The following is a 23,585-nucleotide window of genomic DNA, read 5'->3' as shown; positions in this document are numbered from 1 at the left end:
ACGACACGAAGGCAGGCGTCTGATGGCCGAGGAGCGCGCGATCCTCGCGGGCGGATGCTTCTGGGGGCTCCAGGAGCTCATCCGCGACATGCCGGGCGTCTTCAGCACCCGCGCCGGGTACGCCGGCGGCAGCACGCCGAACGCGACCTACCGCCACCACGGCGACCACGCTGAGGCGGTCGAGATCGAGTTCGATCCCGAGCAGCTCTCCTACCGCGACCTGCTCGAGTTCTTCTTCCAGGTGCACGACCCGACGACGAAGAACCGTCAGGGCAACGACATCGGCACGGCCTACCGCTCCGTGATCCTCTTCCTCTCGCCTGAGCAGGAGAGGGTCGCGCGTCAGACGATCACCGAGATCGACGCGTCGGGCCGCTGGCCCGGACCGGTCGTCACCGAGGTCGAGCCCGCCGGCGAGTTCTGGGACGCCGAGGAGGAGCACCAGGACTACCTGCGCAAGCACCCCGGCGGCTACACCTGCCACTGGGTCCGGCCGAAGTGGGCGCTCGACGCCTGATCCCGGTCACGCGGGACGCGGGGCCCCGGGCTCCGCTCCCGCGGGCACGGCTCGCGTCCGGCGTGCGAAGAGCAGCACCACGGCGAGCGCCGAGAGCACGAGGGCCGGCGTCGGAGCCCAGGCCGGGGCGAGCGTCACGGTCGCCGCTCCGACGACGGCCCCGACCGCGAGGCTCGCGACGATGAGCGCCTGGAGGGTCCTCGACCCGGACGAGCGCTCGGCGAGTTCCTGCATCAGGCTCGTGAGCGTGCCCGTGACGAACGTGGTCGTCAGGCCGGCGGCGCCGGAGATCCGCTTCGCGAGCACGGTCTGCAGCCCCAGCGCCGCCGCGCTGGTCGCGATGAACGCGCAGTCCACGAGCAGCGACGTGCCGCCCTGCACCGTCGGCCAGGCGACCGCGACGGCGAGCTGCAGGACGACCCCCACGAGCGCGATCGCGCGGAGCGGACGTCTCCCGTCGCCGGTCGACGGCGTGCGCGCCCGGGTCGTGCGGAACCCGGCGTAGACCGCTCCGGCGAAGAAGACGATCGCCGTGACCGCTCCGGCCGCGGTCGTCAGCCAGGCGGAGCGGGGGTACAGCCCCAGCAGCACCAGGTTGCCCGTCATGTTCGCGGTGAAGATGCCGCCGAGCAGGAGGAACGCGAACGCGTCGGTCGCGCCCGAGGCGATGGCCAGCAGCACCAGGGCGAGCCTGAGGCGCGCGGGGCCGGTCACCGCCGTCACGCGCGGCCCTCACCCATGGAGCTGCCGCCAGGTGACGATCTGCTCGCCGCGGAGCTCGTAGCTCCCGAAGCAGCGGAGCCAGTGGCCCTCCCCCGTGTCCGAGCGGAGGTGCAGGGCGTGCTCGGTGAGGACGACGCTGCCGGCGACGGCGATCGTGACGAGGGCGATCCGGATCTCGGTGAACGCCCGATGGACCTCGTCGCACATCTCGAGGACCCGCGCCCGCCCCGCGATCTCCTGCGAGCTCGACGCGCTGTAGACGACCTCCGGATGCAGGAACGGGAGGAGCTGGCGGCTGTCGCGAGCGCTCCACACCTCGAGGAAGTCCCGCACGACCAGCTCGTTCTCGATCATCGCGACGCCCCGCACCGATGCGTCCTGCCAGCTCTCGGCCATGGGTCCTCCCGCCGTCCCCGCACCGACACTCGTCGATGGCGACGAGCCTGCCCGAGAGAGCCCCGGGCGCCTACGCGTCGGATGACCCGATCTCCCCGCCGGCGGGCTCACCGCGCGTGGGCCGTCGCCAGCTCGCCCCAGTGCGTCGTCGCCCGGAGCGAGAGGGCGTCGCGCTTCATCGTCCACACCGGCCCCGTGCGGATGCCCGCCAGCCCGAGGCCGACCGCGGACCGGCCGTGGCGCTTGGTCACGGCGTCGATGGTGGCGCCGAGGCCCTTCGTGTCGAAGGCGGTGTCGAAGATCTCGAGCAGCGCGTGCGAGTGCCGCGGCGACAGGTTCGTGAGGATGACGCCGGCCCGCACGTAGCGCGCGCCCTCCCGAAGCCGCGGGCGCAGGGTGCCGATCGCGGCCCTCACCATCGCCACCGGGTCGTCCGTGGGGACGGGGAAGCCGGCCAGGCCGCCGGCGGACTCGGAGGGCGCGTCCGCGAACGGCGACGTCGACGCGAACACGCTCATCGTCCTGGTGACCGACTCCTGAGCGCGGAGGCGGTGGGCGGCGCGCTGCGCGTAGACGGAGAGCACCTGCTCCATGTCGCTGATCGTCGTCACGGGAGTGGCGAACGACCGGGAGAAGATCAGCTGGTCGCGGACGGTGCGGGCGGCCTCGAGGGGGATGCAGTCGACGCCGCGCAGCTCGTAGACGGAGCGCTGCAGGACGACCGAGAACTTCTTGCGGATCAGCGCGGGGTCCGCGTCGCGGAGGTCGCGGACGGTGTGGATGGACAGCTCCGCGAGGCGCTTCCCGGTGCGGCCGGCGACTCCCCACAGCTCGGTGACGTGCTGCGAGGCCATGAGCGCGTCGAGCTGCTCGGGCGTGTACCAGTCGGTGTCGCAGACGCCCCCCAGGCGCGGGTGCTTCTTCGCTCCGCCCTTGTTGACGAACTTCGCGAGAGTCTTGCTCGGCCCGAATCCGACGCAGACGGGCAGGCCGACGTTCTTCGCGACGGCCGCCCGCATCGCCCGGCCGATCTTCGCCCGCTCCGCCACGTCGCCGTCGACGCCGAGGAAGGACTCGTCGATCGAGTACACCTCCTGCCAGGCGGAGTAGCGGCCCAGCAGCTCCATCACGCGCGCGGACAGCTCGCCGTACAGCTCGTAGTTGCTCGATCGGGCGATCACCTCCGGGAGGCGACCGGAGCGGATGAGCGGCTCGATCTGGAACCAGGGCGTGCCGTTCTCGATCCCGAGCCTCTTCACCTCGTCGGAGCGGGCGACCACGCAGCCGTCGTTGTTCGAGAGGACGACGACGGGGCGGCCCGCGAGCCTCGGATCGAACAGCCGCTCGCAGGAGACGTAGAACGAGTTCACGTCGACCAGGGCGATGCGCCGCTCAGAGCGCACGGTGCAGCCGGTGGAGGCAGACGGTGACGACGCCCCACACCTGGAGGTCGCTCAGCTCGGCGACGTGGATCGGCGGGTACTCCGGGTTCTCGGCCCGCAGCACCACTCCCCCGGGGTGCAGCTCGAGGCGCTTCACGGTCAGCTCGCCGTCGAGGATCGCGATGACCACGCTCCCGTGCGTCGGCGTGATCGACCGGTCGACCACGAGCTCGTCGCCGTCGCTGATGCCCGCGCCGACCATGCTCTCGCCCGAGACGCGGACGATGAACGTCGACGTCCTGTCGCGGATCAGGTGGTCGTTGAGGTCGAGGGACCCGTCGAAGTAGTCCTGCGCCGGCGACGGGAATCCCGCCGCCACGGCCTCGCTGGTGACGAGGAAGGTGACGGCGACGGCGTCCGAGGCCGGAGTCGCGATGCGCTCCACGACGGTCACGCTCATGGTCGGCTCCCTCCTCATCGCATCGAACGTGTGTTCGAACGCGTCCGAGTGTAGGTCGGGGGCACCGACATTCGGGAGGCGCTCGGCGCGGTCCTCGACCGCTCGCGGGGACGATCACCGGCGACGCCGCTGGGCGCCCGGAGGAGTGGCGCGTCGGCCGACGCGAGTCCAGCCTCCCTGGAGCCTTCTCCGGCACGATCCGACCTCATCCCCTCGGAAGGAGCTCCTCTCATGCGCGCATCCCGTCCTCTTCCCGGCGACCCCTGGCCGTCGGAGATGGTCATCAAGGTCGAGGACAACCCCGCGGCGCTGCTCGAGCTCCTCTGGATCCGCGAAGCGTGGGGCTTCACTCCGGCGGGCGACGGGCCGCCGCCGCTCGAGCGGTCCCCGGAACGGGTCGGGTCGGCGGAGCCCGGCGCCGACGAGCAGCGCGCCTGGCCTCAGCTGTGGCAGGACTGCGTCGAGCATCTGGCGGTCGAGACCGGCCCGCTCCTCCGGCAGCTCTCCAGCACCGCCGACGGATCGCTCGAGCGCGCACGCCTCCTCGACCTCGCTCGCGGCCCCGGCTGGCGCGAGCGCTTCGGCGACGACTCCCTCGGAGCCCCATTCCGCGCCTGGCACGACGAGCTGCGGTCCGCCCGGATGGACGCGCGGGACGTCCCGCTGGACGCCGCTCCGGAGCGGCGCTGCCTCGGCTCCCTCGTCCCCGCCTGGGAGGCCGGACTGACGACGGTGGTCACCCTCCCCTGTCGCGGCGAGTACACGCGCGCCGTCTCCGGCACGGTGCTGATCCTGACCGACAGCGACCACCGGGACCCGGACCGCTACGCCGCCGCGCTCCGACGGTTCGCCGACGGCTCGCCGGAGTGACGGACCCCCGCCACTCCCTCTCCGTCGCCGCCTCCGTCACCCCCGTCAGAGTCAACGGACCCCTCGTGGTTGACGAGCGCACTCCCCTGCACTTGCCTCCCATCAGGGGGTATCGCAGTCACGCGCTCTCCTACGTGCTCCATCATCGAATCCCGGGGGGACTCCACCATGACCGTCACATCACGACGATCCACCACTCATCGCCGCTGGCGTGCCGCACTCGGCGCTGGTCTGGGCGCCGCCGCACTCTTCGGCAGCCTCCTCGTCGCCGGGCCGGCGCAGGCCGCCGGGACGCAGACCCTGCTCGCCCTGGGCGACTCGATCTCGCGCGGGGCGGGAACCTGCAACGGGCCCGGTGACTGCGTCGCGAGCAACTGGTCGACCGGAACGAACCCGGCGGTCGACTCGATCGCTGCGCGTCTCGAGGCCTCGAGCTCGACCACGAGCCTGACGACGGTCAACGCGGCGAGGTCGGGCAGCTTCATCGGCGGCGTGGGCGCCAAGATCGACGAGGCCGTCGCGGCCGGCGCGGAACCGGACTACGTCACGCTCCTCATCGGCGGGAACGACCTCTGCCAGACGTACGACATGACCTCCGTCGCGGGCTTCACCTCCTCCGCGAAGGGCGTGATGTCGAAGATCGCCTCCGCCTGGCCCGACGCCACCGTGCTCGTCGGCTCGGTTCCGAACATCGCCGCGGAGTGGAGCACCGTCAAGGCGACGAAGGGCGCCGTGATCTGGCAGGCGGCGGACCTGTGCGGGAAGTTCCGCGGCGTGAGCGAGGCCGGAGTGCAGCAGACCGGTACCCAGTACACAGCCCTGCTCGCAGAAGCGGCGAGCCGCGCGACCGCCTACAACAGGGCGCTCTCCGACGCCTGCGCCGCGACGACGAACGACTGCAGATGGGATGGAGGAGCGCTCTCGCGCATGGCCGTCCCGGCGAGCGCCGTCTCGACCGTGGACTACTTCCACCCCAGCGTGTCCGGTCAGGCGACGATCGCGAAGACCACCTGGGAGGCCTGGGGCCTCTCCGGTGATTCCGGAGGCACGCCCACGCCGACCCCGACGCCCGGTGCGGACACGACCGCCCCGTCCGTCGTCATCACATCTCCCACGACAGGGACGACCGTCGGCTCGAGCGTGACCTTCGTCGCCTCCTCGACCGACGACGTCGCCACGACCCGGGTCAGCTTCTGGAGCGGCTCGACCAGGCTCGGCGACGCGACCAGGGCGTCCAACGGGACCTGGCGCCTGACCGTCTCCACCTCCGCTTACCCGTCCGGCACCTTCAGCATCACCGCCCGCGCGTTCGACGCCGCCGGCAACGAGGGCCGCAGCACCGCCATCAGCATCAGGCACTGATCCCCGCCGCTGACGCTCGGACCCGGTGACCGGGCTCGAGCGTCTTCGACACGAAGAGGCCCGTGACGACCACTGCCGTCACGGGCCTCTCCGTGTCACCCTCCAGGCGCCGCTCCTCTCGCTCGGCCGCAGAGCAGCGCCCGTCGCCGGCGGATCGTCGCGGCTTCGGCCGTACCCGCCGTCTGCACGGCTCCCGGAAGTACGGCGACGAGTCCGACGGCGACTTCCGTCGTCGTGGCGGTGGCGTTCCGTGCGCGTCGGGCTCCGACATCCGGTCGTCGTCGCGGAGATCGGTTTCCGGATCGGATGAACGCTCGCGCGCTCCGGACGGTATCCCCCTCCGAGCCGCCGATCTCCGGCGACCGCAAGTCTCGAGGAGTGCACGATGACCAGGAACATCAGAGTCGGTATCGCAGCTGTCGCCGTCGCGGGCGTGATGGCGGTGGCACCCGTGCTCGCCGGTGCGAGCAGCGTCGCTCCCGCCGCGGCGACCAGCGACTCCAGCAGCGCGTCGGACAGGAACCTGATCAACGCGGTCCGCTCCGTGGCGGCGAAGCTGCGGGTCGTCGGACTCTCCGACGGCGGCACGAAGCTCGTGCAGTTCAACCCGACCAAGCCCGGCAAGGTCACCAACCGCGTCGCCGTCACCGGCCTCACCGGCGGCGACACCGCGCTCATCGGCATCGACTACCGGGTCCAGGACGGCGCCCTCTACGGCGTCGGCGACAACGCGGCGAGCGCCGGCGTCTACTCCATCAACCCGTCCACCGGTGCGGCCACCCAGGTGACCCGTCTCACCGTGGCGCTGAGCGGCACCTCCTTCGGCGTCGACTTCAACCCCGCCGCCAACGCGCTCCGAGTGGTCAGCGACACGGGCCAGAACCTCCGTCAGCCGTTCGCCACCGCGGGCGCCGCGACGGTCGCCGACGGCACGCTCAGCTACGCCGCGCCCGCCGTGGCCACCGGTGTCGCCGGGGCCGCGTACACGAACAACGACCTCGACGCGAACAGCGCGACCACCCTGTTCGTCCTCGACACGGCCCTCGACCAGATCGCCATCCAGTCCCCGGCCAACGCCGGCACCCTGGCGCCGACCGGGAAGCTCGGCCTCGACGCAGTGGGTGCGACCGGCTTCGACATCTACTCCGTCCTCCGCAACGGCAGCTCCATCGGCTCGGTCGGCCTCGCCGCCGTCAACGGGTCGCTCTACGAGATCGGACTGCTGAACGGCACGGCGACTCCGCTCGGCGCCATCGGGGCGAACGTCACGGACATCGCCGTTCCGCTCGTCCAGCGCTGACCCGACCCCGGCGACCGCGCTCCTGCCGAGGAGCGCAGGGCCGACGGAGTCGCGGGAAGGGCCGTCCTCCGGGGCGGCCTTTTCTCGTGTCCGGGCGCTGCCGACATGGCGGGCCGGTGAGCCCGCCTTCAGGAGGCCGCGGCTCCCGGCGACCGGTCGCGATGCGGCACGGCCGCCGCGCGCTGCGCGATCGAGCGGATCAGCGCTTCGAGCAGCAGCGCCGCCCCGGCGAGCGCCACGGCGGCGGCGACCACCGACTCCGTCCAGGGCGTGGTGTCGTACGACTGGGAGCCGACGAGCGCGGGAGCGATCGCGAACGTCGCGACGAGGTAGCCGGGCAGCGTCGATCCGATCAGGAGGACGAAGGACACGGCGCGGAGGGGCGACGTCCTCGCCACGAGGACCGCGAGCGCGAGAAGAGCGGTGGGCGCGACCAGTCCCAGCAGGACCGCCGGGAGCATCGCCTGCAGGATCGTCGGTGCTCCGAGGATCCCGGACAGGACCGCGTGCAGGCCGAGGCAGCCGAACGCCGCGGCGACCACGGTCCGCATCACCGCGACCGGGCGCCGCCGTCCCGGACCGACCGCAGCGAGGACGGCGAGAGCGACGAGGAGGTGCCCGATCCCGAGCAGCTGCCCTGCCGATCCGACGTTCTCCCACGGATCGGAGGGCCACGAGTAGTCGTACCGGTGGTCCTCGATCGCCTGCTCGCCCAGGATCGGCCCGGCGACGGCCCAGCGCTGAACGGCGGCGAGCTGCTGCAGCCCGGCCGAGGCGAGCATCAGAGCGCCGGCCGCGAGGATCCGGCTCGAGCTGCGCTCTCGGGCTCCGGGACGTCCTGACTCCGCTGCTGTCATGCGGCCACGGTAGGGGCCGGGCGTCCGGCACGGGTGGCCGGGAGGAGAACGTCTCGCCGCGATCGGTCCGCGCGAGACGCTTGCGCGCGATCCGTCGGGACCGGCCCCGGCGCCGGTGGGGGATGCTCCGCGGGGGACGAGACGAGGCCACCGCGTCCTCCGCGAACCGGCCCCTGCCCTGTTGCGGACATGTCCGCTAGAGGCTGTTGTCGGCGGTGGGACCGGGTGCCACTGTTCGGAGACGGCCGCCCACGGTCGACCCGATCGAAGGCTCCAGCATGCGCTCTCCCTCCGCCTCCCGCCCGACCGACCCGGACGCCGGCACGGCCCGCTCGACCCCTGAGCGGAGGACGAGGCCCCGGCCGGCGCTCGGCCTGCTCGCGCTGACGGCGACCGTCGCGCTCCTCCTCGGGACCACGGCTCCCCTGTCCGCGGTCGCCGCGGCTCCCGCTGCGACCGGTGTCGTCGGCTGGGGTGACGACTCCAGCGGTCAGGTCGCTGCGCCGGCTGGGCTCACCGACGCGACGGCGATCGCCGCGGGCGGCTCCCACAGCCTCGCCCTGCGCAGCGACGGCACCGTCGCCGCCTGGGGCGAGGACAGCAGCGGGCAGGCCACCGTGCCGACCGGTCTGGACGACGTCGTCGCCGTCGACGCCGGCGTGAACCACAGCCTCGCCCTGCGGAGGGACGGGACCGTCACCGCCTGGGGCGACGACGGCGACGGGCAGGCCACGGTGCCGGATGGGCTCGCCGACGTCACCGCCATCGCCGCCGGCGGCTACCACAACCTCGCCCTGCACGGGGACGGGACCGTCACCGCCTGGGGATACGACTTCTCCGGACAGGCGACCGTTCCGGACGGGCTCAGCGGAGTCGTCGCCATCGCCGCCGGCCGCTTCCACGACCTCGCGCTGCACCGCGACGGCACCGTCACCGCATGGGGAGACGACGCCTTCGGGCAGACCGACGTGCCCGCGGGACTCACCGGCGTCACCGCCGTCTCCGCCGGAGCCTCCCACAGCCTCGCGCTGCGCTCGGACGGGACCGTCGTCGCCTGGGGCAGCGACAGCGACGGCCAGTCCGACGTCCCCGACGGCCTCGCGGACGTCACCGCCGTCGCCGCCGGCGGGTACCACAGCCTCGCTGTGCGCCGCGACGGCACCGTCACCGCCTGGGGCTACGACGGCTTCGGCGAGGCCTCCGTGCCGGCGGGACTCACCGGCGCCACCGCCGTGTCCGGCGGCAGCTTCCACAGCCTCGCCCTCGGCGCTCGGCCCGTCTTCACGGCCGACGCCCCTCCGGCGACGGCGCCTCTCGGAACGCCCTTCTCCTACACCTTCGCCACCGGCGGCGCGTCGACGTTCGAGCTCGCGTCCGGGTCCCTCCCGGCCGGCCTGACCCTCACCTCCGCGGGCGTCCTCTCCGGCACCCCGACCGTCGAGGGGGCGTCCTCCTTCACCGTGACCGCCCGCACCACCTTCGGCACCACCACCGGCGCGCCCCACACCCTCACCGTCGGACCGGCGGTGACCGCTCCGACCCTCTCGGGGACGGCCGCGGCCGGCGTGGTCGGCTCCGCCTACGACTTCACGTACACGGCGACCGGATCCCCGGCGCCGGTCGTCACCGTCGCGTCGGGCACTCTGCCTCCCGGACTCGCCCTCGACGGCTCAGGCCGCCTCACCGGCACCCCGACCACCGCGGGGACGTACGGCTTCACCCTCCGCGCGGTGAACCCGGCGGGCACCGTCGAGGCGGCGAGCACGCTGACCGTCTCTCCGCAGAAGGCGACCACGAGGGCCGACCTGCGCGTCGACGTCTCCGCTCCGACCACGGCCGCGAAGGGGAGGACGTTCACGTACACGCTCATCACGAGGAACGCCGGACCCTCCGCGTCGACGTCCGTCTTCTCGAAGGTGGTCCTCCCCCCGACGGTGCAGTTCGTCTCCGCCACGGGCTCGTACAGCCGCATCGGGAGCATCGTGATCTTCCCGCGCTCGAGTCTCGCGAACGGGCGGACCGTCACCGAGAGGATCACCGTCACGGCCACCGGCACCGGCACCGCGACCGCCTTCGCCGCCGCGTTCTCGGTCAGGACGCCGGACCCGTCGATCCGCAGCAACACCGACACCGCCGCAACGACCGTCCGCTGACGGCGGGCGCAGGAGGACGGCGGGGCCCGAGGACCCCGTGGCGTGGTGCCCGCCGCCTCGACGGAGACGGTGTCCAACGACCTCGAACGTCGGATCCGCCGCGTCTACGCTGTGGCGATGGACGACCCCGAGGTCAGGACGACCGAGCACAGAGCGGTCTTCGACGCCGAGATCGCCTTCTCCAACGGAGGCGGGCTGTCCGCTCGCCGCTTCCGGGTGGATGTGCCCCGCGCCGACGTCAGCAGCGACGAGATCGCGCGACTGTTCGTGACGTCGCTCGATCTGCTGATGACGGACACCGCGGTGGTCACGGACGTCACGATCATCGAGGAGCCGCACAAGGGCACCCGCGGCGGGCCGAGCGACCCGAGGCGACCACGGGACGAGCAGGGCGAGCGGGCGGGGATCGAGCACCTGCGGTGGACCGACGAGGCGCCGGAGGTGCGCGAGGTGCTCGTGCGGATCGACGCGCTGGTCTCCGACCGGCAGGACGGGTGGTCCGACGAGGCGCTGCGGGACCGGATCCGTTCCGCTCTCGCCCCGTGAGCACGGTTCGGCTCCTGCGTGCTCCCGGCGCCACTGGAGCGGCGGTCGTCCTCTCCGCCCACGACCGGCAGCTGCTCCTCTCCGCCCACGACCGGCAGCTGCTCCTCGACGTCGAGACCCGGCCCCACCTGCACCTCACGGCCGGGGGCGGGGTCGGGGCGTGAGAACGGCGGTGCGGGCGGTGCACGCTCGCGTCGCGGCCCGGGCGCAGTGGGCGCAGGACGCCGTCCTGTTGCGGCCCGCTCCGAGGACGATCGCAGGACCCGGTCGGATCACCGCCGGGGTGCCGCCCCGCCCGATCAGAGCAGCGCGGCGTGGACGGCGCTGCGGATGCCGCCCGCTCCGAGGTCGCTGATGTCGAGGGCGACGGTCTCGCCGATGAGGACGGGCCGGCGGAGGTAGTCGCTGACCGCCGTCGCGAGGCGGCCGGGATCGAGGTCCGCTCCGCCGATCCCGACGACGGAGGCCTCGATGCCGTAGGTGGTGCGCGCTCTCTCGGCTATGTAGTCGCACGTGTCGTCGAGGACGGACCGCGCGGACGCGTGCCACGCGCCGGTCGTCTCCATCACGACGACCACCACGCCCCGAGGGGCGAGGAGTGCGAGGTCCTCGTCGAACCGGTCCTCGAGGGCGCGGTGGTCGTCGAGGTCGCCGGTGGGCGTGAGCCGGAGCGCCCAGACGAGTGCGGGTGCGTCCCCGGTGTCGCCGGAGCCGAGGTGCTCGCGGAGACCGTCGAGCAGGTCGAGCGCGTTGCCGCGGAGGAGGGCGGTGGGCGGGGTGGTCATCGAGTGCCTGCTGCTTCTGTGAGGACCGCGGCGGGGGTGCCGCCGGAGTCGAGGGTGAGGGAGTGCGTGCGCGTCGCGGACCGCGATGGTGCGGACGTCCAGGCTCGGTGCGTGGTCGTCCGCGTCAGGCGGTCACCGGGTGGTGGCGTCGGCGGCGACGGGCGCCTCGTCGCGGGCGGTGCCGTCGCGGCCGGTCGGGATGAGGCGCCAGGCGACGATCGAGGCGATCGCGATCAGCGCCGCGGCGAGGAGGGAGGTGACCTGCATGCCGGTCGTGAACGCGTGCTGGGCGCTCTCGAGCAGATCGGCCTCGGCCGAGGGGCGGGCCGCGGCGAGGGAGTCGCGGGCGGCGGCCGCCGTCCCGCCGTCGGTTCCCGGCGGGATGACGAGAGCGGAGCGGTAGACGAGGGTGTGCAGGGAGCCGAGGAGCGCGATGCCCAGGGCGACGCCGAGCTCGTAGGCGGTCTCGGACACGGCGGAGGCCGCTCCGGCCCGCTGGCGGGGGACCGCGGACATGATCACGTCGGTGGAGACGGTCATCGCGATGGTGGCGCCGAACGAGAGCACGGCCAGCGCGAGGATCAGCCAGAGGAGATCGGGGGCTCCCTCGGCGACGGCGACCAGGACCATGCCGATCGAGGCGGCGGCCAGGCCGACGGCGATGCTCGGGCCGCGGCCGAGGCGGCCGACGACGATGCCGACGACGAGGATCACGACCAGGGAGGCGAGCGTGGCGGGGAGCTCGACGAGTCCGGCCTGCAGGGGGCTGAGGCCGCGCACGAGCTGGAGGTACTGGGAGAAGAAGAACAGCGTCCCGATGAACGCGAAGATCGCGAGGGTGTTCGCGGCGACCGCGCCGGAGAAGGCCGGGTTGCGGAACAGGGTGACGTCGATCATCGGGTGCGCGAGGCGTCGCTGACGGCGGACGAACGCGACCAGGGACACGACGCCCAGGGCCGCCGCGGCCGCCGCGGGGACGGTGACGCCCTCGGAGGCGAGCGCCTTCACGGCGTAGACGATCGGGACGACGCCGGCCATCGAGAGGACGGCGCTCCACAGGTCCAGCGGTCCGGCGTCGGGGTTGCGGGACTCGGGGATGAGGAAGGCGCCGGCGACGACGAGGACGACCATGACGGGCACGTTGATGAGGAACACCGACCCCCAGGGGAAGTGCTCGAGCAGCGCGCCGCCCACGAGCGGCCCGATGGCCGCGCCTCCGGTGGCTCCGGCCGACCAGACCGCGATCGCCCGCGTGCGCTGGGCGGGATCCGTGAAGAGGTTGCGGACGATGGAGAGCGTGGAGGGCATGATCGTCGCCCCGCTGATGCCGAGGAGGACGCGGGCGAGGATCAGCGTCTCGGCGGTGGGCGCGAACGCGGCGAGGACGGATGCGGCGCCGAAGCCGACGGCACCGATCAGGAGCAGGCGCTTGCGGCCGATGCGATCGGCGAGGTTGCCCATCGTGACCAGCAGGCCGGCGAGGGCGAAGGAGTAGACGTCGCCGATCCACAGCAGCTGGGTGGCGGTCGGAGCGAGGTCGGCGGTCAGCGCGGGGACGGCGAGGGCGAGCACCGTGCCGTCCACGGCGAGCAGCACCACCGCGAGGGTGAGGACGGCGAGGGCGAGCCGCTCACGGAGACCGGCGCGCGCACCCGGGGAGGAGGAGGAGGGAGTGATGAGCACCAGCAGAAATTACCGACCATGTGGTCGGTAGAACAAGACAGATGGTCTGGGAAAGCGCCTGGGGCGTCTAGTGTGGTCGAGAGGCGAGGAAGGCGGACCGGCATGACCACCACTCCGGCAGGACGCAACACCGAGCGGACGCGGCGCGCGATCCTCGATGCGGCGGTCGCGCTGGTCGGCGACCGCGGCTCCGGCGCCTCCCTTGCGGACATCGCCGCCGCCGCCGGCGTCTCCAAGAGCGGCCTGCTGCACCACTTCTCCTCCCGGGAGGGACTGCTCGCGGCGGTGGGAGAGGATGCGGCCACGACGTTCCGGCAGCAGGTCCTCCGTCACGTCGACCTCGCCGAGAACCGCCCGGGCAAGCTGCTGCGCGCCTACGTCCGTGCGCTGTGCGGCGGGAGCGAGGAGGCGATGGCGGCGTTCTCGTCCTCGCCCGCATGGAACGCTCTCGCCCAGGACCCGTCGTTCACCGGAGTACTCAGCGCCGACAACGACCGGTGGAACCGCGAGCTGCTCGCCGACGGGATGGATCACGACCGCATGACCGTGGTCCGCCGCGCCGCCGAGGGAGCGGCGATGGCCTACAGCTACGGCGACGAGACCCGCGAGTCGCTCCAGCGGATCGGCCGGGTCCTGCTCCGGCTCGCCGAGGCCGGCGGCATCGGAGAGACCATCGGCTGAGCGCGGCCGGGCGGAAGTCGTCGCCCGCTCCTCCTGATGCGACGACTGCGGCCGGAGCGTCCGCCCGGGGCGCCAGCCTCCGTGGTCGTCGGGGCCCGGATGTCCCGGGGGATCGTCCGCTCCCCGGGCCTCGGCTAGAGCACGTCCGCGATCGCGGCGAACGTCCGGTCCGGATCTTCGAGCTGCATGTCGTGGTGCACCCCCTCGATCCGGCGCACCTGCCAGCCCCGCTGCTCGAGCCGCGCGGCCAGGGCGTCGGGCAGCACCGCCGGCGACTGGTCGGAGAGCACGATCGTCGACGGGACCGCCGGCGCCTCGACCGGGACCGGGTGGAAGGCGACGTCCCGGAACACGCCGACAGCCATCCGAGAGTCGAACCGCTTCTTCGCGTCGTCGAGGAGCGCGCGGGTCTGGGGGCTGTAGGCGGCGCGGACCGCGGCGCTCGCCCGCGCCTGCCCGAGCTGGGCGACGCCGAGCGACAGCAGCGGTGCCGCCCAGAACAGCCGTCCGCGCAGGCCGCTCGTGGGGAGCGACAGGGCGAACCCGGGATCGAGGTAGACGGCCCGGCCGGGCGCGAGTCCGGCGACGGCACGCTGCAGCACCGCGCCGCCGAGCGAGTGGCCGACCACGCTGTCGAGTCCCGCCGGCAGCGACTCGACCAGATCGGCGGCCATGTCGTCGATCCGGTACGACTCGGCCCGCGGGCTCTCGCCGTGCCCGCGCAGATCGACGGCGGTGACGGTGTAACGGCCGGTCGCGACGAGCCGCTCGACGAGCGGCCCCCAGGTCGCCGCCGACCCGCCGAGACCGTGCACCAGCCCGACGTGTCGTGGTCCGGATCCGGTGGTGAGGGTCTGCAGGCGCATCCCCTGATCCTGCCCGAGACGGCGGTGCCGAGTGCAGGGAGAGACGAGGCCGACCGGGACCGCGGGCCGGGCCGACGGGGACGCTCGAGCGCCTCCGCTCACTCGTCGTCGTCGACGAACGGTGGGAACGGTCCGATGTCGCCGGTGCGGAGGTTCCCGTAGTAGCTCGGCACCCAGGCCTCCTCGGGGACCCGCCCGACCACCGGCGACACGATGACGACGTGATCGAGGAACTCCTGCTCCCACACGAGGCAGTCCCGGTAGATGTGCCCGCGCAGCGGCCCGTCCACGTCACGGGCCGGCAGCTCCCTCGCGTGGACGGGGAGGAAGAGCGCGTTGACCGGCGTCATCGTGATCGTGTGGTCGATGTGGGGCTGCTCCGCCTCGACCTTGTCGAGCATCGCGTCGACGAGCTGCTGAACGCCGTTGCTCACCGTGTCCTCGCTTCCTCGTCCGGGGCCCTCCGCGTCCGCGAGGCCGGCTCGCGACGACCGTACCCATCCCGCGCCGCCCGGCTGAAGCCCGTGGCGCGAGCATCGGGGGCCGCGTCGCGAATCGCTCGGACGGCGTCGACGGGCGACCGGAGGACCGGGCCGGTCGACTGCGCGCCCAGCGCCGATCCTCCTCCGGAATGCCCACCGGACAGGGGCCTCCGCAGGGGGTCCGCTCCGGTGCGGTCCGGGCCTACGCTCACCCCATGCACCTCCGCACTGTCGCGATGAGGCCCGGCGCCGCCGCTCTCGGGCCGGTCGGCGCGCCGCCACGGACCGCGCTGGACGACGTGCTCGCCCACCTGGTCGCGGCGCTGGCGATCGGATCCGGCCTGCTGCTGATCCCGACGGGCGTCGGCGGAGTACCGCTGCTCGCCACCGGAGCGTCCGGAGCGAGCGCCTTCGAGGCCTGGACGCTGATCCGCACCACCGTGGCGCTGCAGGTCGGTATCGCCGTGCTCGCGATCGGTCTCGGCGCCGTGGCGCGGACGCGCGGACCCGCGGGAACCCGAGCGGAGCGCTGGTGCGTGGTCGCCGCGATGAGCGCCGCGATCGGCGTGGTGCTGCTGGTCGTGCCGCCGGTCTGAGGACCCCCCGGGGAGCGTCGCCCACCGGCTTGTCCGGGTCGCCGTGCGCGCCCGCGACCGAACCGTCACCTCGCGCCGCGCGGCGTGATCGGATCGTTGCAGGATCCGGCACCGGCTGAGGTTCCGCATAGGACACACTCAGCGACAGGGGGCGAGCGTCCCCCGCTCATGGGGAAGCCGACCGCGATCAGCGGCTCGGAGAAAGCAGGAATCGTGCGCTCTGCGCGACGACGCCACGGCGTCACCGTCATCACCACTGCGGCACTGCTGGGGGCGCTCGCGTTCCCGTCCGTCGCTCTGGCCACCGAGGTCGTCCCGGACGCCGCCTCGAGTCCTGCACCGGCCGAGCCGACTCCCACCGCGGAGCCGACCGCGACTCCGGAGCCCACGGCGACGCCCCAGCCGGCCTCGATTCCGGCGCCCACTCCGGCTCCGACCATCGCGCCCCTCGAGAGCGCGCAGTCGCCCCTGGCGATCGCCCTCGACCGCACCACCTACGAAGCGGGCTCGGCGTTCTCCGCGATCCCGTCGGCGGAGGGCTGGGCCGGCGGCCTGGACGTGTCCGGGACCGGTTTCCAGCCCGGCACCGTCGCCGTCGTCGTGCTCCGCGACGGCGACTCGGAGGAGGCCGTCACCACCAGCGTGATCACCGCCTCCGGCGAGCTCCGCCTCCAGGACTGGCTCCCCACCGACGCGGACGGCGTCGCGGTGGACCCCCACCTCCCGCTCCCCGGCGAGACGATCTCCGTCGTCGCGGAGGGACTCGACGCCTCGGGCGCCCCTGTCGCCTCCGATGCCGTCGAGCTGACCGTGACGCAGCCCGACACGAGCGTCGTCTTCCAGAACCGGGAGGACGGCGGGGTGCTCCCGGCCGGTGCGGACATCCAGGTCGGAGAGTTCCGGATCTACGGCGTCGTCGCCTCGTTCCGCGGATTCGACCGCGGCGAGGACGTGTCCGTCACGCTCACCGCGCCCGACGGCAGCACCTCCGCCCTCGTGCCCCCCGCGCCGACCCCGCTCTCGGGCGAGACCTTCGTCCTGCTCGACGCCGACACCATGGCGGACCAGCTGGGCACCTTCACCGTCACCGCCACGGGAGAGACCAGCGGACGCTCCGTGACGTCGTCGCTCGAGCAGGTCCCCTCACGCACCGCGATCCGGATCTGGCCCCAGGGGGCTCCGCCCGAGCCCGCCCCGGCGGACGGACAGCCCACCAGCGGTGGCGCTCTCCTCGGCTTCGGCGCGGACGAGACCGTGTCGATCGGCGTCTTCTCGACCTCGGGTGCGCGCCAGACGCTCACGGGCGGCGGCTCGAGCCTCGAGGTCGGCGTCGACGCGCTGGGCTGGAGCCTGATCTCCCTCGGCGAGTACCCGCTGCAGGACCCGGCGAGCGAGATCTACTGCGTCATCGCCCGCGGCACGTCGAGCGGTCTCGTGGCGAGCACCTCCTACGACTACACGCTGACGGAGGAGGACCCGATCGCCGGAGAGGCCGACTGCTCCGCCGCGGTCGCCGCGGTCATGGCGCACCCTGTCGGCGCCGGGCCCGCAGGGCACCCGGCCGGCTCCGGACCCGCTGCGCAGACGGGCGGCCACCGCCCTGTCCTCGCCTCGACCGGCGTCTCGACGACCGCGCCGCTCGCCCTGGCCGCCTTCGGCATCCTCGGCGGTCTCGCCCTGACGGTGCTCCGCCGCCGCCGCGCGTAGACGGCCGCGCACCGCGCACGACGAAGGCGCCCGGGCACACCGCCCGGGCGCCTTCGTCGTCGCGAGACCCGTCGGGTCAGTCGGACGGCACCGCGCAGGTCTCCTCCGCCGCGGTCTGGCCCGGAGCGTCGACGGCGACGGGAGCGGGATCCGTCGGAGCCGCGCCGCCGTCCGCGGGCGCCTCCGCCGCGGGCGCCTCCTCCGCCGGAGCGTCGGATGCGAGGGTCACCGGCTGGTCGTTGAGGACGCGGTTCATGAGCTCGGCGCCGACCTCGGCGTTCGGCACGACCTTGCCCGGGTAGTCCGGGTCGTCGAGCGCCGGGTACTGCACGAACACCATCTTCGAGAGGTCGACGTCCTTCAGTGCGAGGGCGAGCGAGATCATCGTCGCCGGGCTCGTGAGCGACGTCGACAGGTGCACGTTCGACGAGGTCGCCTGCGCGAGTCCGTAGAGGGCGGGGATGTTCGAGAGGGTGTCGGCCGAGCGGACGGTGCGCATCAGCGAGGCCAGGTACTGCTGCTGCGACGAGATGCGGCTGAGGTCGCTCTGGTCGCCGACGCCGTGGCGGCTGCGGAGGAACGAGAGCGCCATCGACCCGGAGACGGTGGAGGTGCCGGCGGGCAGGTCGAGTCCCGAGTCGGTGTCGAGGATCGGACCGGTGAGGCAGATCGGGACGCCGCCGACGGCGTTGCTCATCTCGATGACGCCGTTGAAGGACACCCAGCCGGCGTAGGGCACCGTCAGGCCGGTGAACTGCTGCAAGGTGTCGTTGACGCAGGCGAGCCCGCCGTACTGGAACGCGGCGTTGAGCGGGACACCGGCGGCGGCCTCGGTGACGACGCCCGTCTCGGGGTCGGTGCAGGCGGGACGGTCCAGGATCAGGTCGCGCGGGAAGCTGATCACCGTCGCGCTGCGGTGGTCGGCCGAGACGTGGAGCAGGATGTTCACATCGTTCAGCGTGTCGTCGCGGACGCCGAAGGAGTCGCCCTGCGTGGCGTCGTTGTCGGTGCCGACCACCAGGACGTCGAAGCCGCCCTCGACCGCGCCCATCTGCACGTTCCCGGCGGTGGGAGGAGCGACGCCCAGGTCGACCGCGTTGTCGGCGACGTTCCGGCTGATGCTCACCGTCGCGATCGCCACGAGCGAGGTGGCGCTGACGGCGAGGACGCCGACCACCGCCGCGATCCCGACCACCACTGACCGCGCCCCGGACCGCCGCCGGAGCCGCCCGTGCCGCACCGCACGCTCGTGAACCCTCATGCGCTCCCACCCCTCGCCCCGCCCGCCCGTTCGCCGACGCAGTCGCTCGCCAGTGTAGGCAGGCCCCCTCCGATGCGGCGCGGAACGGCCCTGCTACCGTCGTGCGCGCATCGAGGAGCGGAGGAGGAGCCGTGGAACGCCGAGTCGTCGATCCCGTCACGCAGATCGAGTGGATCGTCCCGCCGTTCGCGACGGAGGAGGACACCCTCGCCCGCGCGCGGGCCGATCGGGAGGGGCGGCTCGCCGACCTCCGCCTGTACCCGGACCACTGCGCGGAGTATCCGCTCTGGGCGGTCGACGGCCCGATCGACGACCCGGGTGCGATCGGCGTCCCGGAGACCCTGCACGGACCGCTGCTCCGCTGGCAGGAGCTCTGGGCCGCCGGATGCGACGTGTTCGAGGGCTGGAGGAGCGCCGAGGCGGAGGAGCGCTGGCTCGCCCTCGGCCGGGAGCTGCACACCGAGCTCGAGGCCGCCCTCTGGCTGACGACCCGGGTGCTCGCCTGCTTCTGAGGACTGCTGCTCGGACATCCGCGGGAAAGCCGCCGCAACCCGTCCCCGGACCGGCCCCCGCGTGCCTACCCTGGACGGTGCGCTCTCCTCGTCTTCTGCAGCAGGTCGTCGGCAAGCTCGGCGGGCAGCGGCCCGCGGCCCCGGTGAGCCGTCGAGCGCAGCGCGCGCTCCTCGCCGAGCAGACGGTCCGCGGGGTGCTCGAGCTGGCCGTGCGGCTGGGCGAGACGCTGCTCTCGCTGGGGTCCGCGGCCGCCGAGGTGACCGAGACGATCCAGCGGGTGTGCCGCGCGTACGGCATCGAGTGCCAGGTCGACCTCACCTTCACGTCGATCCTGGTCGTGCACGACGGAGGCGACGACTCCCCCAGCGTGAGCGTGCTGCGCGTCGTCCCCTCCCGCAGCGCCGACTACGAACGGCTCGCCCGCGTGACGGCGCTCGTCACCGCCATCACCGAGGGCTCGCCGGAGGTGCGGGTCGCCGACGCCGTCGACTCCGCCGAGGCCCGCGAGGAGGCCCGGCACCAGTTCGAGGCCGCGCACGACCGGCTCGACGCGATCCTCGTCCAGCCGCACCGCTACCGCCGCGGAGTCGTCACCCTCACGCTCGCGCTGATGGCCGCGGGCGTCGCGCTCCTGCTCGGGGGCGGACCCCTCGTCGTGCTCCTCGCCGCCGCGACGGCCGCCGCGATCGACCTGGTCAACCAGCTGCTCGCCCGCTGGGGTCTGCCCGCCTTCTTCCAGCAGATCGCGGGCGCCGCGCTGGCGACCGGAGTGGCGGTGGTGCTGCTCGCGGTCGTGCCGCGGCTGCCCGTGGAGCTGGCGGTGCTGCCGCCCGCGCTCGTCGTCGCGTCGGGGGTGGTCGTGCTCCTCGCCGGGCTCTCGTTCGTGGGAGCGGCGGACGACGCGATCAACGGGTTCCCGATCACCGCGGGCGGCCGGCTGCTCGAGGTCGGGCTGCTGACGCTGGGCATCGTCGTCGGCATCGCCGTGGTGCTCGACGGCGCGCGCTCGCTCGGGGTCGAGCTGGTGCTGGTCGACTCCTACGCCCGCCCCTGGCCGGCGGCCGTGCAGGTGCTCGGCGCCGGGGTCGCGGCGGGCGCCTGGGCGCTCTCGTCGCACACCCCGCCGCGGCCCGCGCTCATCGCCGCCCTCACCGGAGCCGGCGCGTTCCTCGTCTCCGACTCGCTGACCACCTCGGGCTTCGCGCCGCTCATGGCCAACGCCCTCCCGGCGCTGGCGATCGGCCTGCTCGGCGAGATGCTGGCCGAGCGGATGCGGGTGCCCGCCGTGGTGACGACCGCGTGCGCGATCGTCCCCCTCCTGCCCGGCCTCACCCTCTACCGCGGCGTCCTCGGCCTCACCTCGAACGCCGGCCCGAGCGCCGGGATCGAGCTCCTGCTCCAGGCGGGCATGATCGCGCTGGGCCTCGCCGGCGGAGTCACGCTCGGCCGGATCGCCTACCGCCGCCTGCGCACCCCGATCGTGCGGGCGGTGGCGCCGGTCCGCGCCCGGACCCGCCGGGACCGCGGGATCGAGCAGGCCCTCGCCGCCGACGTCCTCTACCCCGACGGCGCCGAGGCCGGGCAGGCGGACACCGCGCAGGACGCCACGGCGCCGGGCAGCGGATCCGGCCTCACGGCGTCCGACCCGTCGGCGCCGGCCGCGGTCGACCCCGCGCCGCTGCCCGACGAGCCGGCGCCGGCCGCCGAGGAGCCGTTCACCCGCACCGGGATCGTCCCGATCGTCAGCACGATCGGCGTGACGGAGCCGGTGCCGATCGTCACCGGGGAGGATCCGGCCGACCGGGGCTGACGACAGGGCCTGCTCCCGCGGCCGGCTCCTCGCCGCAGAGGGAGCCGCCCCGCCGGTCAGCCCGCGTCGCCCCGCACGACCGCGGTCCGGCGGGTGTCGATGACGATCACCGAGCCGAGCACGATCAGGGCGAGCGACACCGAGGCGAGCGTGTCGGTCAGCCAGTGGTAGCCGAGGTAGAGCCGGGCGACGATCTGGCCGGCGATCATCCCGAGCGAGAGCGCGAAGCCCCCGATCATCCAGCTCCGGGAGGAGCGGCGGGAGGCGAGGAGGAACGTGGTGATCAGGAAGAAGTCGCTCACGCCGGTGACGTGGCCGGAGGGGAACGAGAACGTGCCGTCGGGCCCGAGCAGCATGTACTCGACCGGCGGGCGCATCCGCATCACGAGGTGAGCGGCCAGCTGCACGCTGAGCATCCCGACGAGCATGCCGCCGGCCAGGAGGATCGGCCGCCAGAGGTGGCGGGCGAGGACGAACCAGAGCACGAGCACCGCCAGGATGATGACCGGCAGGTAGACCGGCCCGAAGACGGTGGCGAGCGCGTCCATCACGACCGTGCCCTCGGCGGAGCGCTTCTCGCGGAACCACTCGGCGACGACCGGATCGAGGACGGTGAGGCCGGTGCCGCTCGCGACCTGCGCGGTGAAGGCCGCGAAGAGGACGACGCCGACGCCGATCAGGCCGAAGCCGGCCCGGTCGAGGCCGCGGCGCGCCTCCGGGGCCATCACGCGCTCCTCCACGAGGAACCGCTGGTGGAAGCGGGCGCGGCGCGAGAGGGCGGGGGTGCTCATCCGCTCACCCTAGGGCTGCGGAGGCGCCGCCGACCGGGCCGTTCGCTCAGCGTCCTGCCGCGTAGTGCGTCTGGATCTGCTCCGGCGTGAGGACCGTCGAGTACACCGCGGCGTAGCGCAGGCTCCCGCCGAAGTACGAGGAGCCGACGTTCGGCCACTGGCCGCCCAGGCTGTCGTATCCGATCTTCCAGGTGCCCGTCGTGTTCTCGGCCGTGCGGTACGTGCTGTTCGAGGCGACCTTCACGCCGTCGACCCAGAGCGCGATGCCCGCCGTCGGCGAGAGCGTGGAGACGACGTGGTGCCAGAGCCCGTCGTTGACGGCTCGGGTGCTCGTGATGGTCTGCGCGGCGCCGTTGTAGACGCCGAAGACGAGCTTGCCGTCGGCACCGATGTAGGTGTGGCGGTCGTACTGGCCGCCGGGAGCGGTGGCGCCCGCGCTGAAGCTGAAGAGCTTGCCGCCGGCGTTCGTGGTCTTGAACCAGATCTCGGTGCTGAAGGTGCCGGGGTTCCTGATCTCCAGCGGCGTGCTCAGGTACTGGTTGGTGCCGTTCGGCGTCCACGAGCCGCCCGCGTCGCGCGGGCAGGCCTTGGGCGTCGCGGCGGAGCTGACCATCGCGGTCGGGAAGAGGCTGGTGGAGCGGTAGGTGCCCGGGTACTGGCCGGAGTCCGTGTCGGGCGCGGTCGTCGATCCGCTCGGCTGCGCGAGCGTGTAGGCGAAGAGCGCGGCCCCGCGGTCGGCGGCGAGGGCGCCGTCGCAGGTGAAGAACGCGGCGGCGCTGCCGACCGTGTTGGTCGAGTTCAGGATGGAGGCGGTGTACGCGCCGGAGGTGGCAGGGGCGGTGAGCAGCACGGCGGCCAGGGCGGCGGCGGCGAGGGCGGCGACGACAGACCTCGGGCGGGCGAGGAGGGTACGCAGCCGCGCGGCCGGCGAGGCGGCGGAGAGGCGGTGCCGGCTCATGCCGTCTCCTCCTCGCGGGCGGCGCGGCGGCCGCGCTCGGCGGTCCGCTCCGGCTCGCCGGGGAGGCCGACGAAGACCGTGTAGAGCACCGGGATCGCGCAGAGCAGGACGAAGAGGACCCAGCCCCAGAACGGCAGGTGCAGAGCGGAGGAGAGGGCGTAGGCGTCTCCGTCGTGCGCCGGGATCTGCAGGCGGCCGACCTGTCCGGAGACCAGGTCGACGGGGTCGGCGCCCTCGGCGCTCACGCGGATGGGGAGGACGCCCGTCGAGACGAGCGTGGCGTTCGTCGTGCCGCTGTCGACCGTGGCCTCGAGGACGACGATGCCGACCAGCGGGCGGAGCACGAAGACGGTGACGGACGCGACGAGCGAGAGGCCGAGGATCCGCATCGACGCCCGCTGGGTGGGCGAGGCGATGAAGCGGGTGAGCAGCTGCACGAGGACGGCGCCGATGATCAGCAGCGGCAGGCCGCGCACGAGCCAGCCGAGCACCGGCAGCGCCGTGGTGACGACTCCGATGAGCTGGTCCTGGCCGGTGGCCCACGGATCGACGGCTCCGTTGATGTCGCCCTGGGTGCGGAGCGTGCCGTCGTCGGCGATCTCGACGACCCGGTGGGTGTAGGTCTCGTCGGGCGTGGTGGTGGGGTGGAAGCTGACCGCGTCGCCGACCCGGACGTCCTCGAGGGCCGTCGGCTCGGTGAGGACGAGGGTGCCGACCGGGGCGGCCGTGCCCATGGAGGGCGTCTGCACGATGAACCAGCGTCCGCCGGACGCGTGGAACAGGAGCGCCGCCGCGACCAGGACGGCCAGCAGAGCGGTCGTCGTCCAGATCAGGGCGGTGCGGAGGAGGGACCGGCGGGGGCGGTCGGTGCGGGGGCGAGCGGGAG

At 73.4% G+C, this 23,585-nt stretch carries 25 protein-coding genes; 12 read left to right on the top strand and 13 right to left on the bottom strand.

The genetic code is table 11. The features are described from left to right. Positions 1 to 22: 22 nt before the first annotated feature. Positions 23 to 517 (top strand): peptide-methionine (S)-S-oxide reductase MsrA, encoded by a 495-nt coding sequence (msrA, locus tag C5C10_RS00115; RefSeq protein ID WP_104226547.1) that lies wholly within the window; start codon positions 23 to 25, stop codon positions 515 to 517. A gap of 6 nt (positions 518 to 523) precedes the next feature. Here msrA and C5C10_RS00110 read toward each other — a convergent pair whose 3' ends face one another. The 4 genes from C5C10_RS00110 to C5C10_RS00095 form a co-directional block, all read right to left on the bottom strand. Next, on the bottom strand, positions 524 to 1,240 hold the full coding sequence (locus C5C10_RS00110; protein ID WP_104328171.1) for a YoaK family protein: 717 nt from the start codon (positions 1,238 to 1,240) through the stop codon (positions 524 to 526). 9 nt (positions 1,241 to 1,249) lie between these two features. Further along, on the bottom strand, positions 1,250 to 1,636 hold the full coding sequence (locus tag C5C10_RS00105) for a nuclear transport factor 2 family protein (protein WP_104328170.1): 387 nt from the start codon (positions 1,634 to 1,636) through the stop codon (positions 1,250 to 1,252). 107 nt (positions 1,637 to 1,743) lie between these two features. Next, entirely contained in the window at positions 1,744 to 3,039 is a 1,296-nt protein-coding gene (locus C5C10_RS00100) for a Y-family DNA polymerase (RefSeq protein ID WP_104328169.1), read from the bottom strand. Next, on the bottom strand, positions 3,029 to 3,478 hold the full coding sequence (locus tag C5C10_RS00095) for a LexA family transcriptional regulator (RefSeq protein WP_104233991.1): 450 nt from the start codon (positions 3,476 to 3,478) through the stop codon (positions 3,029 to 3,031). Before C5C10_RS00095 ends, C5C10_RS00100 begins: the two co-directional genes overlap by 11 nt. Before the next feature lie 231 nt (positions 3,479 to 3,709). On the opposite strand from C5C10_RS00095, the gene C5C10_RS00090 reads away from it, so the two are divergent. The 3 genes from C5C10_RS00090 (at position 3,710) to C5C10_RS00080 (ending at position 7,010) form a co-directional block, all read left to right on the top strand. Continuing rightward, positions 3,710 to 4,348: a hypothetical protein gene (locus tag C5C10_RS00090; RefSeq protein ID WP_104328168.1), complete on the top strand. Its 639-nt coding sequence runs from the start codon at positions 3,710 to 3,712 to the stop codon at positions 4,346 to 4,348. Between the two features lie 168 nt (positions 4,349 to 4,516). Continuing rightward, the gene (locus C5C10_RS00085; protein WP_104328167.1) at positions 4,517 to 5,710 is read left to right on the top strand and encodes an SGNH/GDSL hydrolase family protein; all 1,194 of its coding nucleotides are present in this window, start codon (positions 4,517 to 4,519) and stop codon (positions 5,708 to 5,710) included. Positions 5,711 to 6,095: 385 nt separating this feature from the next. After that, positions 6,096 to 7,010 carry a DUF4394 domain-containing protein gene (locus tag C5C10_RS00080; RefSeq protein WP_208543578.1) on the top strand — a complete coding sequence of 305 codons (915 nt, stop codon included), beginning with the start codon at positions 6,096 to 6,098 and terminating at the stop codon, positions 7,008 to 7,010. 128 nt (positions 7,011 to 7,138) lie between these two features. Here the strand turns inward: C5C10_RS00080 and C5C10_RS00075 are convergent, their stop codons facing one another. Further along, the gene (locus C5C10_RS00075; protein ID WP_146082072.1) at positions 7,139 to 7,867 is read right to left on the bottom strand and encodes a hypothetical protein; all 729 of its coding nucleotides are present in this window, start codon (positions 7,865 to 7,867) and stop codon (positions 7,139 to 7,141) included. A gap of 278 nt (positions 7,868 to 8,145) precedes the next feature. Between C5C10_RS00075 and C5C10_RS00070 the strand changes: the two genes are divergently transcribed. The 3 genes from C5C10_RS00070 to C5C10_RS17645 all read left to right on the top strand — a co-directional run bounded on the left by C5C10_RS00070 (position 8,146) and on the right by C5C10_RS17645 (position 10,730). Next, positions 8,146 to 10,020: a putative Ig domain-containing protein gene (locus C5C10_RS00070; RefSeq protein WP_104328165.1), complete on the top strand. Its 1,875-nt coding sequence runs from the start codon at positions 8,146 to 8,148 to the stop codon at positions 10,018 to 10,020. A 117-nt stretch (positions 10,021 to 10,137) separates the two neighbouring features. Then, positions 10,138 to 10,566 carry a hypothetical protein gene (locus tag C5C10_RS17650; protein ID WP_181073342.1) on the top strand — a complete coding sequence of 143 codons (429 nt, stop codon included), beginning with the start codon at positions 10,138 to 10,140 and terminating at the stop codon, positions 10,564 to 10,566. Continuing rightward, complete coding sequence (locus tag C5C10_RS17645) at positions 10,563 to 10,730, top strand: hypothetical protein (protein WP_181073341.1); 168 nt, start codon at positions 10,563 to 10,565, stop codon at positions 10,728 to 10,730. The genes C5C10_RS17650 and C5C10_RS17645 overlap by 4 nt, the downstream gene beginning before the upstream one ends. Positions 10,731 to 10,865: 135 nt before the next feature. Here the strand turns inward: C5C10_RS17645 and C5C10_RS00060 are convergent, their stop codons facing one another. Further along, positions 10,866 to 11,351, bottom strand: coding sequence for a hypothetical protein (locus C5C10_RS00060; protein WP_104328164.1), 486 nt, complete (start codon positions 11,349 to 11,351; stop codon positions 10,866 to 10,868). Between the two features lie 132 nt (positions 11,352 to 11,483). Then, complete coding sequence (locus C5C10_RS00055; protein ID WP_219813217.1) at positions 11,484 to 13,034, bottom strand: MFS transporter; 1,551 nt, start codon at positions 13,032 to 13,034, stop codon at positions 11,484 to 11,486. 102 nt (positions 13,035 to 13,136) lie between these two features. Here C5C10_RS00055 and C5C10_RS00050 point away from each other — a divergent pair, with 102 nt between their 5' ends. Then, positions 13,137 to 13,715 carry a TetR/AcrR family transcriptional regulator gene (locus C5C10_RS00050; RefSeq protein WP_181073340.1) on the top strand — a complete coding sequence of 193 codons (579 nt, stop codon included), beginning with the start codon at positions 13,137 to 13,139 and terminating at the stop codon, positions 13,713 to 13,715. 134 nt (positions 13,716 to 13,849) lie between these two features. Here the strand turns inward: C5C10_RS00050 and C5C10_RS00045 are convergent, their stop codons facing one another. Beyond that, positions 13,850 to 14,581, bottom strand: a complete 732-nt coding sequence (locus tag C5C10_RS00045; protein WP_104328161.1) for an alpha/beta fold hydrolase — start codon at positions 14,579 to 14,581, stop codon at positions 13,850 to 13,852. A 98-nt stretch (positions 14,582 to 14,679) separates the two neighbouring features. After that, complete coding sequence (locus tag C5C10_RS00040; RefSeq protein WP_104255926.1) at positions 14,680 to 15,015, bottom strand: hypothetical protein; 336 nt, start codon at positions 15,013 to 15,015, stop codon at positions 14,680 to 14,682. A gap of 263 nt (positions 15,016 to 15,278) precedes the next feature. On the opposite strand from C5C10_RS00040, the gene C5C10_RS00035 reads away from it, so the two are divergent. Continuing rightward, positions 15,279 to 15,659 (top strand): hypothetical protein, encoded by a 381-nt coding sequence (locus tag C5C10_RS00035; RefSeq protein WP_146082071.1) that lies wholly within the window; start codon positions 15,279 to 15,281, stop codon positions 15,657 to 15,659. Positions 15,660 to 15,872: 213 nt separating this feature from the next. Further along, positions 15,873 to 17,366: an LPXTG cell wall anchor domain-containing protein gene (locus C5C10_RS00030; protein ID WP_146082070.1), complete on the top strand. Its 1,494-nt coding sequence runs from the start codon at positions 15,873 to 15,875 to the stop codon at positions 17,364 to 17,366. Positions 17,367 to 17,442: 76 nt separating this feature from the next. Here C5C10_RS00030 and C5C10_RS00025 read toward each other — a convergent pair whose 3' ends face one another. Beyond that, positions 17,443 to 18,564 carry an LCP family protein gene (locus C5C10_RS00025; RefSeq protein WP_181073339.1) on the bottom strand — a complete coding sequence of 374 codons (1,122 nt, stop codon included), beginning with the start codon at positions 18,562 to 18,564 and terminating at the stop codon, positions 17,443 to 17,445. A 194-nt stretch (positions 18,565 to 18,758) separates the two neighbouring features. Here C5C10_RS00025 and C5C10_RS17640 point away from each other — a divergent pair, with 194 nt between their 5' ends. After that, positions 18,759 to 19,139, top strand: a complete 381-nt coding sequence (locus C5C10_RS17640) for a hypothetical protein (RefSeq protein ID WP_181073338.1) — start codon at positions 18,759 to 18,761, stop codon at positions 19,137 to 19,139. A 77-nt stretch (positions 19,140 to 19,216) separates the two neighbouring features. Further along, positions 19,217 to 20,950 carry a threonine/serine exporter ThrE family protein gene (locus tag C5C10_RS00020; protein ID WP_181073337.1) on the top strand — a complete coding sequence of 578 codons (1,734 nt, stop codon included), beginning with the start codon at positions 19,217 to 19,219 and terminating at the stop codon, positions 20,948 to 20,950. 56 nt (positions 20,951 to 21,006) lie between these two features. Here the strand turns inward: C5C10_RS00020 and C5C10_RS00015 are convergent, their stop codons facing one another. The 3 genes from C5C10_RS00015 to C5C10_RS17635 form a co-directional block, all read right to left on the bottom strand. Continuing rightward, the gene (locus tag C5C10_RS00015) at positions 21,007 to 21,741 is read right to left on the bottom strand and encodes a phosphatase PAP2 family protein (RefSeq protein WP_104260750.1); all 735 of its coding nucleotides are present in this window, start codon (positions 21,739 to 21,741) and stop codon (positions 21,007 to 21,009) included. Between the two features lie 46 nt (positions 21,742 to 21,787). Beyond that, positions 21,788 to 22,699 carry a LamG domain-containing protein gene (locus tag C5C10_RS00010; RefSeq protein WP_104247132.1) on the bottom strand — a complete coding sequence of 304 codons (912 nt, stop codon included), beginning with the start codon at positions 22,697 to 22,699 and terminating at the stop codon, positions 21,788 to 21,790. Next, the coding region (locus tag C5C10_RS17635) for a S26 family signal peptidase (RefSeq protein WP_104328156.1) at positions 22,696 to 23,585 on the bottom strand (890 nt) is incomplete at its 5' end. The genes C5C10_RS00010 and C5C10_RS17635, both read right to left, overlap by 4 nt.

The organism is Rathayibacter sp. AY1A3, assembly GCF_002930975.1.
Classification (GTDB): domain Bacteria; phylum Actinomycetota; class Actinomycetes; order Actinomycetales; family Microbacteriaceae; genus Rathayibacter.
The sequence above is the reverse complement of the archived record's forward strand: the minus strand, read 5'-3'. Positions and strand labels throughout refer to the sequence as shown.

Coding starts and splice junctions, on each gene's coding strand:
- C5C10_RS00085 (WP_104328167.1), top strand. CDS start 4,517: ATGACCGTCACATCACGACGATCCACCACTCATCGCCGCTGGCGTGCC.
- C5C10_RS00070 (WP_104328165.1), top strand. CDS start 8,146: ATGCGCTCTCCCTCCGCCTCCCGCCCGACCGACCCGGACGCCGGCACG.
- C5C10_RS00080 (WP_208543578.1), top strand. CDS start 6,096: ATGACCAGGAACATCAGAGTCGGTATCGCAGCTGTCGCCGTCGCGGGC.
- msrA (WP_104226547.1), top strand. CDS start 23: ATGGCCGAGGAGCGCGCGATCCTCGCGGGCGGATGCTTCTGGGGGCTC.
- C5C10_RS00035 (WP_146082071.1), top strand. CDS start 15,279: ATGCACCTCCGCACTGTCGCGATGAGGCCCGGCGCCGCCGCTCTCGGG.
- C5C10_RS00060 (WP_104328164.1), bottom strand. CDS start 11,351: ATGACCACCCCGCCCACCGCCCTCCTCCGCGGCAACGCGCTCGACCTG.
- C5C10_RS00095 (WP_104233991.1), bottom strand. CDS start 3,478: ATGAGCGTGACCGTCGTGGAGCGCATCGCGACTCCGGCCTCGGACGCC.
- C5C10_RS00105 (WP_104328170.1), bottom strand. CDS start 1,636: ATGGCCGAGAGCTGGCAGGACGCATCGGTGCGGGGCGTCGCGATGATC.
- C5C10_RS00090 (WP_104328168.1), top strand. CDS start 3,710: ATGCGCGCATCCCGTCCTCTTCCCGGCGACCCCTGGCCGTCGGAGATG.
- C5C10_RS00050 (WP_181073340.1), top strand. CDS start 13,137: ATGACCACCACTCCGGCAGGACGCAACACCGAGCGGACGCGGCGCGCG.
- C5C10_RS00010 (WP_104247132.1), bottom strand. CDS start 22,699: ATGAGCCGGCACCGCCTCTCCGCCGCCTCGCCGGCCGCGCGGCTGCGT.
- C5C10_RS17650 (WP_181073342.1), top strand. CDS start 10,138: ATGGACGACCCCGAGGTCAGGACGACCGAGCACAGAGCGGTCTTCGAC.
- C5C10_RS00045 (WP_104328161.1), bottom strand. CDS start 14,581: ATGCGCCTGCAGACCCTCACCACCGGATCCGGACCACGACACGTCGGG.
- C5C10_RS00075 (WP_146082072.1), bottom strand. CDS start 7,867: ATGACAGCAGCGGAGTCAGGACGTCCCGGAGCCCGAGAGCGCAGCTCG.
- C5C10_RS00015 (WP_104260750.1), bottom strand. CDS start 21,741: ATGAGCACCCCCGCCCTCTCGCGCCGCGCCCGCTTCCACCAGCGGTTC.